The organism is Microbacterium sp. S1037 (assembly GCF_048381605.1).
GTDB classification, from domain to species: domain Bacteria; phylum Actinomycetota; class Actinomycetes; order Actinomycetales; family Microbacteriaceae; genus Microbacterium; species Microbacterium testaceum_B.
This window is the reverse complement of record NZ_JBLWIG010000002.1, coordinates 295,981-310,947: the sequence shown is the minus strand read 5'-3', so window position 1 is coordinate 310,947 and position 14,967 is coordinate 295,981. Positions and strand designations below refer to the sequence as shown.

General features: G+C 69.6%; 12 protein-coding genes. 8 read left to right on the top strand and 4 right to left on the bottom strand.

What is annotated here, in order from left to right; genetic code table 11:
• From idi to ACMW4R_RS12120, 7 genes are read left to right on the top strand one after another with little or no spacing between them, the layout of a single operon-like run.
• Nucleotides 1-552: an isopentenyl-diphosphate Delta-isomerase gene (idi, locus tag ACMW4R_RS12150; protein WP_418300032.1), complete on the top strand. Its 552-nt coding sequence runs from the start codon at nt 1-3 to the stop codon at nt 550-552.
• Nucleotides 549-1,616: a polyprenyl synthetase family protein gene (locus ACMW4R_RS12145; RefSeq protein ID WP_081318130.1), complete on the top strand. Its 1,068-nt coding sequence runs from the start codon at nt 549-551 to the stop codon at nt 1,614-1,616. Before idi ends, ACMW4R_RS12145 begins: the two co-directional genes overlap by 4 nt.
• The gene (locus ACMW4R_RS12140) at nt 1,613-2,482 is read left to right on the top strand and encodes a phytoene/squalene synthase family protein (RefSeq protein ID WP_058595212.1); all 870 of its coding nucleotides are present in this window, start codon (nt 1,613-1,615) and stop codon (nt 2,480-2,482) included. Before ACMW4R_RS12145 ends, ACMW4R_RS12140 begins: the two co-directional genes overlap by 4 nt.
• Nucleotides 2,479-4,035, top strand: a complete 1,557-nt coding sequence (crtI, locus tag ACMW4R_RS12135) for a phytoene desaturase family protein (RefSeq protein ID WP_418300031.1) — start codon at nt 2,479-2,481, stop codon at nt 4,033-4,035. The genes ACMW4R_RS12140 and crtI overlap by 4 nt, the downstream gene beginning before the upstream one ends.
• Nucleotide 4,036: 1 nt before the next feature.
• Nucleotides 4,037-4,384: a lycopene cyclase domain-containing protein gene (locus tag ACMW4R_RS12130; RefSeq protein ID WP_418300030.1), complete on the top strand. Its 348-nt coding sequence runs from the start codon at nt 4,037-4,039 to the stop codon at nt 4,382-4,384.
• A complete protein-coding gene (locus tag ACMW4R_RS12125) occupies nt 4,381-4,698 on the top strand; it encodes a lycopene cyclase domain-containing protein (protein WP_058626320.1) in 318 nt (105 codons plus the stop codon). Before ACMW4R_RS12130 ends, ACMW4R_RS12125 begins: the two co-directional genes overlap by 4 nt.
• On the top strand, nt 4,695-5,588 hold the full coding sequence (locus ACMW4R_RS12120; RefSeq protein WP_418300029.1) for a prenyltransferase: 894 nt from the start codon (nt 4,695-4,697) through the stop codon (nt 5,586-5,588). Before ACMW4R_RS12125 ends, ACMW4R_RS12120 begins: the two co-directional genes overlap by 4 nt.
• 288 nt (nt 5,589-5,876) lie before the next feature.
• On the opposite strand, the gene ACMW4R_RS12115 is transcribed toward ACMW4R_RS12120, so the two are convergent.
• Nucleotides 5,877-8,789, bottom strand: coding sequence for a UPF0182 family protein (locus ACMW4R_RS12115; RefSeq protein WP_193752659.1), 2,913 nt, complete (start codon nt 8,787-8,789; stop codon nt 5,877-5,879).
• A gap of 42 nt (nt 8,790-8,831) precedes the next feature.
• Nucleotides 8,832-9,971: a PDZ domain-containing protein gene (locus tag ACMW4R_RS12110; protein WP_058596619.1), complete on the bottom strand. Its 1,140-nt coding sequence runs from the start codon at nt 9,969-9,971 to the stop codon at nt 8,832-8,834.
• A gap of 126 nt (nt 9,972-10,097) precedes the next feature.
• Between ACMW4R_RS12110 and ACMW4R_RS12105 the strand changes: the two genes are divergently transcribed.
• Nucleotides 10,098-11,507, top strand: a complete 1,410-nt coding sequence (locus ACMW4R_RS12105; RefSeq protein WP_058626316.1) for a zinc-dependent metalloprotease — start codon at nt 10,098-10,100, stop codon at nt 11,505-11,507.
• Between the two features lie 746 nt (nt 11,508-12,253).
• Here the strand turns inward: ACMW4R_RS12105 and ACMW4R_RS12100 are convergent.
• Both ACMW4R_RS12100 and nudC read right to left on the bottom strand, forming a co-directional pair.
• Nucleotides 12,254-14,038, bottom strand: coding sequence for an ATP-dependent helicase (locus tag ACMW4R_RS12100; protein ID WP_418300028.1), 1,785 nt, complete (start codon nt 14,036-14,038; stop codon nt 12,254-12,256).
• The gene (gene nudC / locus ACMW4R_RS12095; RefSeq protein ID WP_081318129.1) at nt 14,035-14,961 is read right to left on the bottom strand and encodes an NAD(+) diphosphatase; all 927 of its coding nucleotides are present in this window, start codon (nt 14,959-14,961) and stop codon (nt 14,035-14,037) included. Before nudC ends, ACMW4R_RS12100 begins: the two co-directional genes overlap by 4 nt.
• Nucleotides 14,962-14,967: the final 6 nt, after the last annotated feature.

The following is a 14,967-nucleotide window of genomic DNA, read 5'->3' as shown; positions in this document are numbered from 1 at the left end:
ATGAGCGAGATCGAGTACGTCGTCCTTCTGGGCGAGCATGGCGACGAGATCGGCGTCGCACCGAAAGCAAGTGTGCACGGTGCGGACACAGCATTGCACCTCGCGTTCTCCTGCCACGTCGTGAACGCCGACGGTCAGCTGCTCGTCACGCGGCGCGCGCTCGACAAGAAGACCTGGCCGGGCGTGTGGACCAACTCCTTCTGCGGCCACCCGGCTCCCGGCGAGCCCCTCCTCGACGCCGTGTACCGCCGCGGCGCCTTCGAGGTCGGTCTGCGGGTCCGCGACCTCGAGCTCGCCCTCCCCGACTTCCGCTACCGCGCGGTCGACGCGAGCGGCATCGTCGAGAACGAGATCTGCCCCGTCTACATCGCCTTCACCGACGATGAGCCGAACCCCAACCCGAGCGAGGTCGCGGAGCACCGCTGGGTCGATCCCCTCGAGCTGGCCGCCTCACTCGAGTCCACGCCGTGGGCGTTCAGCCCCTGGCTCGTCCTCCAGGCACAGCAGCTGCATCTCTTCAATCCACCTCCGGCCATTCGGCGGGCATCGTGATCGCCTTGGCCACGACTCCGGCAGCACGCCACGACATCGACTCGGCCATCGAGGGCGCTCTCACCCGCCTCGATCGGCGTCTCGGCCAGCTCGGCGACGGCGCCCGGGCTCTGGCATCCGCGATCCGTCGTGCTGCGGAAGGCGGCAAACGATTCCGTCCGCTCCTGGTCGTGTCGGCGTTCGACACCCTGGGCGGCCCCGACATCGCGCGGCCCGCGCTGTACCAGGTCGCCGCCGCCTTCGAGCTCCTGCACACCGCCTTCGTCGTCCACGACGACGTCATCGACCACGACGTCGAGCGGCGCGGCATGCCCAACGTCGGCGGCGAGTTCCGCTCTCGCGGGACCGAGCGCGGGGCGGATGCCGCGGGGGCGGCGCTCCTCGGCGATGCGGCGGCCATCCTCGCGGGAGACCTCCTGCTGCACGAGGCCTCTCGGCTCGTCGCGATGGCCGAGATCCCGGCGGACGTGCGCCGTGACCTGCTCCTCCTCGTCGAAGACGCCGTCCTCGTCTCGGCCGCCGGCGAACTGGCCGACGTCGAGAACGCGGTCTCTGCCGGCGACATCGATGCCGACACGATTCTGCGCACGACCCACGACAAGACCGCCGTCTACTCGTTCTCGGCGCCTCTCGAGGCGGGGGCGGTGCTCGCGGGCGCGGAAGCGCCCGTGCGGCACGCTCTGGAGCGGTTCGGGCAGCGTCTGGGGCTGGCGTACCAACTCGTCGACGATCTGATCGGCGCGTTCGGGAGCGCCGCCACCGCGGGCAAGGACGAGGGCTCCGACCTCCGCGAGGCGAAGAAGACGCACCTGATCGTGCTCGCCCGCGAGAGCGAGCACTGGCCCGAGGTGAGCGACGCCCTCGCGAACGCCCACACCGGGCCGGTCGCGATCCGCGCCGCGCAGAGTGCGCTGTCCGCGTCCGGTGCGCGTGTCCGCCTCGAACACCTCGTGCGCGACACCCTCGACGAGGCGCGGGGCATCGTCGCCGCCTCGACCCTGCCGGAGGAGTGTCAGGGCATGCTTCTTGACCTGGTCGACGCCGTGCAGGAGCGCGTTCCGTGAGCACCGGCCCCACCGGACTCGCCCTCTACTCACGGACGGCCGACGACGCGGCCGCAGCCGTCATCCAGCGCTACTCGACATCGTTCGGGCTCGCTGCGCGCTTGCTCGGCCGACGCCCTCGTCCGCACGTCCGCAACATCTACGCGCTGGTCCGCGTCGCCGACGAGATCGTCGACGGGCCGGCCCACGACGCCGGCCTCACGGCCGAGCGCGAGCGCGCCGTGCTCGACGCCCTCGAGACCGAGGTGATGGATGCCATCACCACCGGTTTCAGCGCGAACCTCGTCGTGCACGCCTTCGCCCGCACCGCGCGAGAGTGCGGCATCGGTGCCGAGCTGATCGCGCCGTTCTTCGCCTCGATGCGCACCGACATCGACACCGCCGCACACGACGACCTCTCGCACGACGCGTACGTGTACGGCTCCGCGGAGGTCGTCGGGCTGATGTGCCTGCAGGTGTTCCTCAACGCCGGGATGTCCGCCCCCGCACGCCCCGCCACCGACCTCGTCGAGGGCGCGCGACGCCTCGGGGCCGCGTTCCAGGACGTCAACTTCCTCCGCGATCTCGCCGACGACGCGGACCGTCTCGGCCGCGACTACCTCGACGGCGCAGCCGACGACGAACGACGCATCGCCGTGCTCGATCGGATCGACGCCGACCTCGCCGCCGCGGCATCCGTCATTCCGCACCTGCCGCCGGACTGTCGAGCAGCGGTGACCGCTGCGCACGACCTCTTCGCCGAGCTGTCGCGACGCCTGCGCCTCTCCCCCGCCGGTGCTCCGCGCGTGCGCGTCCCCGACGGCGTGAAAGCCACTCTCGCTGCCCGTGCCCTCCTGGGGCGTCCACCGAAAGGTCCCCGCTCATGAGCGCCCAGCGCATCGTCGTCGTCGGAGGCGGAATCGCCGGTCTGGGAACCGCCGCCCTGCTGGCCGACCGCGGCCACGACGTCCACCTCTTCGAAGCCCGCGACGCCCTCGGCGGACGCGCGGGGTCGTGGGAGGCCGACGGCTTCCGGTTCGACACCGGGCCGAGCTGGTACCTCATGCCCGAGGTGTTCGACCACTTCTTCCGGTTGCTCGGCACGAGTGCCGACGAGCAGCTCGATCTCGTCCGTCTCGACCCGGCCTACCGCGTCTACGGTCCTCCCGGGAAAGGCGAGCCGATCGACATCGTGTCGGGACGCGAGGCCGTGCGGGCGCTCTTCGAGGAGCACGAGCCCGGCTCGGGCGACAACATCGACGCGTACCTCGATTCCGCGAAGGACGCGTACGAGCTCTCCACGTCGAAGTTCCTCTACGACCCGTACTCGTCCACGAGAGGGCTGCGCGACCCCGCACTCGTGAAGCGCCTCCCCACGCTCATCCCGCTGCTCACCCGCACCCTGTGGAAGCGCGTCACCACGGACTTCCAGAACACGCGGCTCCAACAGATCCTCGCGTATCCCGCGGTCTTCCTCGGCGGCTCGCCCTTCGAGGTGCCGAGCCTTTACCACCTCATGAGTCACCTCGACCTCGGCGACGGCGTGCTCTATCCGAAGGGCGGGATGACGGAGATCATCGCCGCCATCGAGAAGCTCGCTCGCGGGCGCGGTGTGCAGATCGAGACGTCGGCCCCCGTCGACGCCATCATCACCGAGTCGGGCCTCGCGCGCGGGGTGCGGCTCGCGGACGGGCGAGTGATCGCCGCGGATGCCGTGGTGTCCGGCGCGGACCTGCACCACACCGAGAATCACCTGCTCGAGGAGAAGGACCGCCAGTACCCCGAGAAGTGGTGGAAGGACAAGGTCCCGAGCCCCGGAGCACTTTTGCTGCTGCTCGGTGTGAAGGGCGAGCTCCCCCAGCTCACGCACCACACGCTGCTCTTCACCGACGACTGGCACACCAACTTCGACGCGATCTTCGGTGAGGACAAGAAGATCCCCGACCCCGCGTCCATCTACATCTGCCGGCCGAGCGCTTCCGACGACTCGGTCGCGCCCGAGGGACACGAGAACCTCTTCGTCCTCGTCCCCGTCCCGGCCGACCCGGTGAGCGGCCGCGGTGGCGTCGACGGCTCGGGCGATCAGCGCATCGAGCAGGCGGCCGACCGGGTGATCGCGCAGATCGCGGAGTGGACCGGTATCCCGGATCTCGCTGAGCGCATCGTCGTGCGTCGGACGATCGCCCCGGAGGACTTCGCGAACGACCTGAACGCCTGGCACGGCAACTCACTCGGTCTCGCGCACACACTGAATCAGAGTGCGATCTTCCGGCCGAAGAACCGGTCGCGGAAGGTGCAGAACCTCTACTACGCGGGCACGTCGGTGCTCCCGGGGATCGGTCTGCCGATGTGTCTCATCTCCGCCGAGCTCGTCGTCAAGCGTCTGACCGGAGACACCTCTCCCGGCCCCCTCGCAGAACCCGCGCGCGCGGCGGTCTGAGGTGCCCGGGATCTACCTGGGCGCGATCCTGTTCTCGCTCGCCGGGATGATCGCGATCGATGTGAAGTTCTCGCTGGCGTTGCGCGTCGCGCCCATCCGGACGATCGCCGCGGTGCTCGTGGCGACCGTGTTCTTCCTGGCCTGGGATGCCGTGGGCATCGCCACGGGCGTTTTCGTGAAAGGCGAGAGTCCGCTGTTCGTCGGCGTCGAGCTTGCACCGCACCTGCCGCTCGAGGAAGTGTTCTTCCTCGTCTTCCTCAGCTACCTCGCGGTCGTCATGTACGCCGTGTTCGAGCGCCGAGCACGCGCCCGAATCCGCGACCGCGCTCGCGTCGAGGAGGAGGCATGACCTACCCCCTGATCGTGCTGCCCTTCGTGATCGTCACGGCGGCGGTGACCCTCGCGACGCTCGCCCATCCGCGCTTCCGGGAGCGCATGGCATCCTCGACGCTCGTCGCCCTGGTGCTCATCGCTCTCACCCTCGTCTTCGACAACCTCATGATCGCCGTCGACCTCTTCTCGTACCCGCAGGAACACCTCAGCGGTCTGCGCATCGGTCTCGCTCCGATCGAGGACTTCGCGTACCCGCTGTGCGCCGCCTTCCTCGTGCCGGCGGTGTTCACGCTGCTGTCCCCCCACCCGTCCCCGAAGGATGCCGCATGACCGCCCCCGCCGCTCTCACCCCCGGCCGCGTTCTGCGGGAGCTGTTCGTGTCGTCGCGACCGGTCAGCTGGATCAACACCGCGTTCCCCTTCGCTGCCGCGTACCTCCTCACGACGCGGCAGATCGACGCGACGCTGATCGCCGGCATCCTGTTCTTCCTCGTGCCCTACAACCTCGCGATGTACGGCGTGAACGACGTCTTCGACTACGAGTCCGACCTGCGCAATCCCCGCAAGGGTGGAACGCACGGAGCCGTGCTCGACAAGCGGATGCACCCGATCACCCTCTGGGCGTCGGTGCTGTCGTGTCTGCCGTTCGTCGTCTATCTGGTGGTCGTCGGGTCGCCGCTGTCGTGGCTGGTGCTGGCGCTGAGTCTGTTCTTCGTCGTGTTCTACTCCGCGCCCCCGCTGCGTCTGAAGGAGCGACCCTTCGCCGACTCGGTGACGAGCAGCATCCACTTCTTCTCGCCTGCCGTCTACGGTCTCGTGCTCGCCGGTGCGACCTGGACGTGGCAGCTCGTGTTCGTGTTCGTCGCCTTCGCGCTGTGGGGAATCGCATCGCACGCCTTCGGCGCGGTGCAGGACGTCGAGGCCGACCGCGCCGCCGACATCTCGTCGATCGCCACGGCTCGGGGTGCGCGCTGGACCGTGCGCTTCGCCCTGGTCGCCTACGCCCTCGCCGGCGTGGCGATGCTGTTCACCGCGTGGCCCGGTCCCCTGGCGGGTGTGCTGGTGATCCCCTACCTCGTCGTCTGCTGGCCGTACCGGAACGTCACGGATGCCGAGAGCGACCGCGCGACCGCCGGGTGGAACCGCTTCCTCTGGCTGAACCAGATCGCCGGCTTCGGCACGACGATGCTGCTGATCTGGTGGTGGTTCCTGACGGCCTGACGGGCGGGGCGGTGCCGCCGCGCGGGGATCCCGCTCGCGATGCCCGGCGCACGCGGCGCCCGGCGATTGCGATGCCCGACGCGTGCGGTGGCGTCCCCGTCGAGTGTCCAAGACACGCCGTTATCCCGGTGCCGGTTACGGCGTGTCTTGGACACTCGACGGGGGTGATGGATGCCGGGGCGCGGGGCCGATGCCGGCGCACGGGGCCGCGCGAGGCGGGGCGCGGCGCGAACGGCGAACGCCGGTGCCCGCGGAAGCGGGGCACCGGCGTTCGTCGTGGACCGGGCGTCAGCCGCCCTGGTTCTCGGTGCTCCCCGAGGACGGGGCCTGGAGCTCGAGCAGGCGCTGGACCGCTGCGGTGAGTCGCGCGTCCTGCGTGGCGAAGGCCGAGAGGTCTCCGCTCGAGAGCGCCTGCTGGCGCGCCGTCAGCGCGTCGCGCGCTTCCTGCAGCGCGGCGGCGTAGTCACCGGCCGGGGCGGTCGGAGTCGACGGAGTCGGGTTCTCCGCCTGATCCGTCGGGGTCACCGACTCATCTCCCGTGTCGGCCCCCGAGTCTCCGCCGAAGAGGGCGTCGAGCGCCTCGCTCAGCGTGTTCTCGAACGCGATCTTGTCACCGAAGGCGACCAGGACGCGGCGGAGCTGCGGCAGCTTCGTATCACCGGACGACTGCACGAACACGGGCTGCACGTAAAGCAGACCACCGCCCACGGGGAGCGTCAGCAGGTTGCCGTTGAGCACCTGCGACTGCCCCTGCTGGAGGATGTTGATCTGCGACGACACGTTCGTATCCGAGTCGAACGTGTTCTGCACCTGACCGGGGCCGGGCACCGTGGTCGCCGCGTCGATCACGAGCATGCGCAATCGCCCGTAGTCGTCGCGTTTCGTGCCCTTCTCGTCACCGGCGTTGGAATCGACCGCGAGATAGCCCGTGAGCACGTTGCGCGCCTGACCACCCTGGGACGCCGGGATGAAGCTCGTGAACATCGAGTACGACGGCGCATCCTGACTCGGCATCTTCATCGTCAGGTAGTACGGCGGCTGGAGCTCGTTCGCGTTCTGCGGGTCGTTCGGCGTCGCCCACCGGTTGTCCTGCTGGAAGAAGGACCGGGCGTCGTCGACGTGGTACACGCCGAGCATCGACCGCTGCACCTTCATGAGGTCGGTCGGGTAGCGCACGTGGCTCATGAGGTCGGCCGACATCTCGCTCCAGGGTTGGAGCGTCGACGGGTAGATCTTCTGCCAGGTCTGGAGGACCGGGTCCTGGTCGTCCCACGCGTAGAGGGTCACACTGCCGTCGTACGCGTCGACCGTCGCCTTCACCGAGTTGCGGATGTAGTTGATGTCATCCAGCGCGTACGTCGGAGCCGGGTTGTTCGAGTCGGCGATCGCGCGCGACAGCGACACACCGGTCGAGTACGGGTAGTTCGCGCTCGTCGTGTACCCGTCGACGACCCACTTGATGCGCCCGTCGACCACGGTCGGGTACGGGTCGCTGTCGAGCGTCAGGTAGGGGGCGACCTTCTGAACGCGCTCCTTGGGGTTGCGGTCGTAGAGGATCTGCGAGTCCGCGTTGACGTAGTCCGAGAAGAGGATCTGTTCCGACTGGAACTTCAGCGCGTAGATGAGGCGGTTGAAGACGTTGCCGACGCTCGGACCGCCGTTCCCGCGGAACGTGGTGCGCGTCTCGGTGCCTCCGTCGGCGCCGAGCGGGTAGTCGAGCTCGATGTCTTCGCCGCCCTCGGGTCCGCCGACGATCGAGTACTGCGGCGACTGCTCACCGAAGTACACGCGGGGCTCGTAGTTCAGGTCGGTGAGGAAGCCCGTTCCCGGGATGGCCCGCTCGAGGAAGACGGGGTCGCCGTCGGCCGTGCGTTCGTTTCCGGCGGCGGCCACCATGCCGTACCCGTGCGTGTACACGAGGGTCGAGTTCTGCCACGAGTTGGCGTCGCCGAGCTGACTCGTGTTCAGCTCTCGGAGCGACACGACGGCATCCTGACTCTGCCCGTTGATCTGGTAGCGGTCGACGTCGAGCGGCTCCGCGAACTGGTAGTACGAGCGGTACTGCTCGAGCTGGCGGACGGTGGGGCCGATGATGGCCGGGTCCATGATGCGCAGCTGGGCGGTGGATGCCGCATCGTTGCGCAACTGACCGGCCTGCGCCGTCGTCGTGGCCTCGAAGTTCTCTTTCTCGACCTTGTCGATGCCGTACGCGGTCTTCGTGCTGTCGAGGTTGCGCTGGTAGTACTGGCTCTCGAGCGACAGCTGGTTCGGTCGCACCTGGAACGTGTTCACCGCCCACGGGATCGCAGCACCGACGACGATCGCCGAGACGACGAGCAGCGCTGTCGCGATCAGGGGGTAGCGCCACCGGCCGATGAACGCGGTGACGAAGAAGGCCAACGCCACGATCACCGCGGCGATCGCCAGGATCGTCTGGCCGGGGATCACCGCGTTCGCACCCACATAGCCCGGGCCCGTGATGCGGTCGTCCGGCTGGATGAGCGTGCGGTAGCGGTCGAGCCAGAGGCTGGCGCCCTGCAGGAGCAGGTAGAGACCGGCGAGGACCGCCAGCTGGATGCGCGCGGCCTTCGAGATGCGCAGCTCACGCTGGCCCACGCGAACGGATCCGTAGAGGTAGGACACCACGGCGGTCAGAAGGAGCGAGACGAGCGCGACGGCGGACGCGAAGCCCAGGACCGCCGTGTAGAACGGCATCGCGAACATGTAGAACCCGGTGTCGAGACCGAACTGCGGGTCGGTCACCGCGGTCTGCACCCCGTTCGCCCACAGCCAGGTCGTCTCCCACTGCGCGGATGCCGCGAAGCCGGCGAAGAAGCCGAAGAAGATCGGGATCCCCCACATCGCCAGGCGCCGCAGGGGCTCGACGACCTCCTGGTAGCGGTCGAGCTGAGAGCTCAGCCGCGCGTAGACGGGACGCAGCCGGTAGGCCAGCTGGATCGCCGCCCATACCGGCACGGCCATCGCGACGAACCCGACGGCGAACATCACGGCCCGCGCGATCCACTGCGTGGTCAGCACGGTCGTGAACCCGAGCTGGGCGAACCACATCCAGTCGGCGTAGAGGTTCGCGAAGACGAAGAAGGCCACCACCAACGCGGCGATGATCGCCAAGCTGATCGAGATGATTCGTCGGGAGCGGTTCGGCGGCGTGGCCTGGTTCGGCGCTGAGGTCGTGGTCACCACCTCATCCTAGGCGCGACCACTGTGGGTGAGCCGTGGATACTACGATCCCGTGCTGTTGCCCGCCTCGCAGGTCGGCAGGGCGTCGAGGTCGCCGCCGTCGCGAATCGTCTCCAGCACCTTCAGGGAGTCAGAGAGTGTCGACACCGAGAACACCCGGATGCCGTTCGGCACATGACCCACGACCTCGTTGCAGTTCGCCGACGGGGCGAGGAACCAGGTTGCACCGGCATCCCGAGCCCCGTAGAGCTTCTGACGGATGCCGCCGATCGCACCGACCTGCCCCTGCTCGTCGATCGTGCCGGTGCCGGCGATGTGCTGCCCGCCGGTGAGGTCGCCGGGCGACATCTTGTCGATGATGCCGAGCGCGAACATCATGCCCGCGCTCGGGCCGCCGATGTCGTTGAGCTGGATCTTGACGTCGACGGGGAGGTCGAATCCGAGGGCGAGCGAGATGCCGACGAGCCACTGCTGCTGTCCATTGACATCGCCCTGCCGCGGGGTGACGGTCACGGTCGTCGGTGTGCCGTCCCGGTCGATCCCGAAGGTCACGGGCTGACCGCCCGCGGCCTGGATGGCGGCCTTGACGTCGTCCGCCGTCGGGGTGGCGGTTCCGTCGACGGACTCGATGACGTCGCCCGCCTCGAGCAGACCCGCGGCAGCACCGTCGGCGGTGACGCTTGCCACCGAGATGACCTGGGGGACGTCGTATCCGAGCTGGCGCAACGCCGCCGCCGAAGCCTCGAGCTGTGAGTCCGACATCAAGTCCGCGTTCTCGGTGTTGCGCTGCTCCGTCGTCTGCCCCTCGGGGAAGATCCGGTCGATCGGGATGACCGCGCGGGAGGGGTCGAACCACGCGGCCGCCAGTTCGATCCACGAGGGTCGGCGCTCGCGGTTGCCATTGACCTGGACGGTGAGAAGGTCGAGCTGGCCCGTCGTGGGATCGTTCTTCTCGTTCGGCACGGAGATGAGGGGCACATCGACGCCGTCGGCGTTCTTCGACGTTCCGAGCGTGTCGAGCACCGGTCCGGGCTGTTGGATCACGTACGCGGTCGGCAGGAAGGTGAGCACGAAGAGCACGACGACCGCGACGGCGAGGGACCACAACCCGAACAGGGTGGTGCGCGACCGTCGGCGTGCGGGAGCGGGCACGACGGAGACGTTCTCGTCGAACAGGGTCACGGGTCCTACCTTTACCGGGGATCGTTCGCGCGCGGCGTAAGCGGCGTGGAGCCGAGCCGGGGAGAGCGAGGAAACGTGCGACTAGCGTAGATCCCGTTCCCCTTGACCTGGCTGAGAGGCGAAGAAGTGGCAGACGACGACCGGAACCCTGAAGAAGAGTTCCAGGAGCTCATGCGTCGCCTGATGTCGGGCGACATGACCGGCATCGATCCCGAACAGCTCTCCCGGCTGTCGGGCATGCAGATCGACCCCGCGATGCTGCAGGCCGTGATGAGCCAGCTGCAGGGCGCGTTCGCGGGCACCCAGGAGGGCGTGGACTGGAGCCTGGCCGAACGCCAGGCCCTGCACATCGCCAACCAGGACGGGCTGGGCGTCACCTCGGGCCAGAGCAGCGACCTGTCGCAAGCCTTCGCGCTGGCGAACCTCTGGCTCGGCGAGGCGACGAACATCGCCGACCTCCCACAGCCCGCTCGCGCCGTCACGCGTGGCGCCTGGGTCAGCGCGACCCTGCCCGTGTGGCAAGAGCTCGCCGAGCCCGTCGCGACGAGCATCGCCGACGCGCTCACCGACGCTCTGGGCCAGCAGGCTCCCGACGACATGCAAGAGATGATCGCGGGAGCCGGTCGCCTGATGCGCACCGTCGGCGGTTCGTTGTTCGCGACGCAGCTCGGCCACGTCGTGGGTCGGCTCTCCACCGAGGTCGTCGGCGGTGGAGATGTCGGCATCCCGGTCATGCCCGACGGCGAAGCCGCGATCCTGCCGCAGAACTTCGCCGATTTCGGTCGCGATCTCGAGATCCCCGACGATCAGCTCGCGCTGTATCTCGCGACGCGCGAACTCGCCCACGCACGTCTCTTCCGGCACGCGCGCTGGCTGCGACTGCACGTGATCTCCCAGGTGCGCGATTTCGCGCACGGTATCCGCGTCGACACCGACGCCCTCGAAGACCTCGCGTCGCGGTTCGACCCCTCGCAGCCCGAGGAGCTCCGCAGCGCGTTGGAGAGCGGTGCGCTGCTCCCCGCGCGCTCCGAGGAGCAGACCGCGGCGCTGACGCGCCTCGAGAACCTGCTCGCCACCATCGAGGGCTGGGTCGACGTCGTCACGGAGGACGCGACGTCCCGCCTGCCCGCCGCAGCACGTATCGCCGAGGCGGTGCGACGCCGTCGCGCGGTGGGCGGTCCCGCCGAGCAGGCTCTCGGTTCGCTCGTCGGGCTGGAGCTGCGCCCGCGCCGTATGCGCGAGGCCGCGGCGATGTGGCGCGCCGTCACCGACGCGGTCGGCGTGGCCGGCCGTGACGCCCTCTGGGACTACCCCGACCTCATGCCGTCGGCAGAGGACATCGACGATCCGGCACGCCTGGTGGAACGGGTCGTCGCCGCGTCGCGCGGCGAGGCCGCCCCGACGGATGCCATGGACGACGCGCTCGCCCAGTTGCTGGCGGAGGAGAATCTCGCCGACCGTGACCGTGACGGCGCTCCGGGCCGTGAGGAGTCCGACGGCGACGAGGGGACACCGGGCGACCAGCGCCCGGTCTGACTCTTCCTCCCCAACCGCCGGGGAGGTCGTGTGGCGTGTGGACAGGCGGGGGCGGCACCCGAGAGCCCGAGATCATCGGTGGATGATCCGACTCGACCAGGCCGCTCCCCCGCTCTTCCGCTCCGACGGAACCGTGCAGTTCGGCGCGCCCGCCCGCGCCCGCGTCGAGCACTCGGCGCCGTGGATGGAACGCGCGATCGACGCCCTCGAAGCGGGGACGACGCGCAGCGAGCTCCGCGCGCTCGCACGCCTGCATCGCGCTCCGAACGCCGACGCCGACGCCGATGCGCTGCTCACGGCGCTCTCCCCCGCGCTCGTGCGCTCCCGACGCCCCGGGACGTTCGTGGTGCAGACCGCCGACGACCTGCCCACGGCCGTCGTCCGCGCGGTGCTCGCCGCCCTGCCGGCGCGGAGTCGGCTCGTCGCGTGGGCGGGCGCCGACACGGCGCCGGTCGCGGCCGGCTCGCGCGTCGTGCTCCTCGCGGCGCATCGCGTGGATCCTCGCCGGGCATCGACCCTGCTCCGCGAGGGTGTCGTGCACCTGCCCCTGGTTCTCGACGGATCAAGCGCGACCATCGGTCCCGTCGTCCACCCCGGACGCACGGCGTGCTTGTCGTGTCTGGATGCCACGGCCCAGCGCCTCGACGGTTCATGGCCGCTTCTCGCGGCGCAACTACTCGCTCGGCGGTGCGCGACCGCCGATGTCGCTTTGGCCGCGGAGGCGGGCCGCGCCGCTCGGCACCTGCTCAGCGCACGACCGGGCGTCCCGTCCCGCTCGCTGCGCCTGCGCGTCGACTCGCTCCGGCGTGTCTGGGAAGAGCATCGGCCGAGCGAAGACTGCCGGTGCCGATCTCTCGAAGGAAACGCGACGGCTCCCGATCCGCCCGGCCACGACCTCGAGCCCAGCTCACCGTCAGCGAGCGGGCTGCTCTCGTGACACCGACGTACGCGAGACGACGCTCCTCGTCGACGGCTTCGAAGGTTGTGGCGTACGAGATGGGGAGAAGGCCCTCGCTCACGCCGATGAGGAAGACGTGATCCCACTCCAGTCCTTTCGCCGCGTGCAGCGTCGAAAGGGTGACCGTGCGTGTCGCGGGCTCGTGCTGGTCGCGCGCCCTCGCCTGCAGATCGTCGGTGAACGAGCGCAGGTCGGTGCCGGGAGCCGCTTCCTCTGCGAGACGAAGCAGCGCCGCGCGAGCCTCCCAGCCATCGCGGAGCGCCCCGCCCGCCTGCGGCGGATCATCCGTCAGCCCGACCCCGCGCAGGACGTCGCGGACCGTCGCCAGGAAGCCCGTCTCCACCGGAGCGACGGAAGCGGCGCGCAGAGCCATCAAGGCCTGGCGCACCTCCGGCATGTCGAAGAACTTGCGGCCGCCGAGCACCGTGGCCGCGATTCCACGAGACGAAAGAGCGTTCAAGACGACCGCGGACTGCGCGTGCGAGCGGTAAAGGATCGCGATGCTGTCGGGATCGGCACCGGCGGCGATGATCCCGGCGACCTCGGCGGCGATCCCGACGGCCTCGGCTTCGTCATCGTCGTACGCGCGTACCGCGGGGAGGGGGTCGTCGCCATCGCGCGCCGCGGGCACGGAGGCGTCGCCATCGCGCGCCGCGACGAGCTCGAGGGCACCGGCTCGGCCGCGCATGAGATCGTTCGCCACCGCGAGCACCGCACCGGTGGAGCGGTAGTTGCGCTCGAGCCGAACGACGCGGGCGTCGTCGTACGTCCGGTCGAACTCGAGGAGGTAGCGTGCGTCGGCCCCGGTGAAGGAGTAGATCGTCTGGCTCGCGTCACCGACGACGCACAGATCACGCCGATCGCCGAGCCAAAGTTCGAGCAGACGGTTCTGCAAGGGCGAGACGTCCTGGAACTCATCGACGGTGAAATGCCGATACTGCTCGTGAACCGCCGCGGCCACGCGGGGCTCCGCCTCGATCATTCCGGCGCAGGTGAGGAGGACGTCCTCGAAGTCCATCTGCCGCCGTTCGTCCTTCAACTTCTCATACGCCCGCTGAAGGTCGACGACCTGTTCCACGCGAAGTCGTCCGACCCCGTCGGGACGCGCCGCGGCATACTGCTCGATGGATCGCATCGTCACTTTGCGCCACTCGATCTGCGCGGCCACATCGCGCAGGGTCGCGGTGTCGGGAGCGAGCCCGATGCCGTCCGCGGCGTGAGCGAGCATGCGCACCTTGTTGTCGATGATCGACGGCGCCTGGTCGGCGGCCAGCGTCGGCCAGAAGTAGTTCACCTGAGCGAGAGCAGCGGCGTGGAAGGTGCGAGCGGACACCCCGCTCACTCCCAGGGCGCGCAGCCGTCCGCGCATCTCCCCTGCGGCCTTCGCCGTGAAGGTGACGGCCATCACTCGCTGCGGCGAATAAGCACCCGTGTCGACACCGTGCGCGATGCGGCGCGTGATCACGCGGGTCTTTCCCGTTCCCGCCCCAGCCAGGACGCAGACGGGCCCGCGCAGCGCGCGTGCCGCCTCCAGCTGGTGCTCGTCGAGTCCGTCGAGCGCGTCGGAGGTCACGCGGCGCCCCCGTACCAGTCCTCGATCAGTCGACGGGCGATGGAGGAGGTTCCCGGCAACTGCACGGCATCCTCCCCGCGCAGCGCCGCGCCGATCTGCTCCCGATCGAACCAGCGGACCTCGACGATCTCCTCGCCGTCGGCGCGGACCTCGGTGTCGTCGAGGATGCGGGCACGGAAACCGAGCATGAGCGAGCGCGGGTAGGGCCACACCTGCGAGCCGCGATACTGCACGTCCTGCAGGCGTACTCCGGCCTCCTCGAGGATCTCGCGCGCGACCGCGTCCTCCAGTGACTCGCCGGCTTCCGCGAAACCGGCGAAACACGAGTACCGACCCCCGCCCCACGCGGCGTTCGCACCGAGGAGGATTCGGTCGGGATCGGTCGCCGACGAGAGCAGCACGATCACCGCGGGGTCGGTGCGCGGGAAGTGCTCCCGTCCGCAGCGAGGACAGTGGCGCGACCACCCGGCATGACGAAGCTCGGTGCGCGTTCCGCACGCAGGGCAGAACGGCGCGTCGCGCAGCCACCCGGCGAGGGCCACCGCGGTGGCGAAGATCTCCGACTCGTCCGCGGGCAGATCGCCCCCGATGCTCCGGAGTCTGCCCCACTCGACAGACGGGGAGAGTTGCAGGTCGTCGTCGTCATCGATGACGGCGAGAAGAAGGGCGTCATCGTTGTCGTCGCGCCCCAGAAAGGCCCACTCGATCGTCTGCCCGACATCATCGGTGCGGAGTAGTGCCAAACGCCCATCGTCGACGGGCGTCGCGTCCCCCCGTACGGCGAGAACACGGGTTCCGGATGCCGCGCGCTCGCGCGACACGAGATCCTCGGCGGCGCGCTCGTCACCGCGCCTGTCGAGCGCGCCGCCCGGCCATCGAGCGGGAGACGGGGAATCGGGCGGCACCGGGACGGGCAGCGGCATCGAACA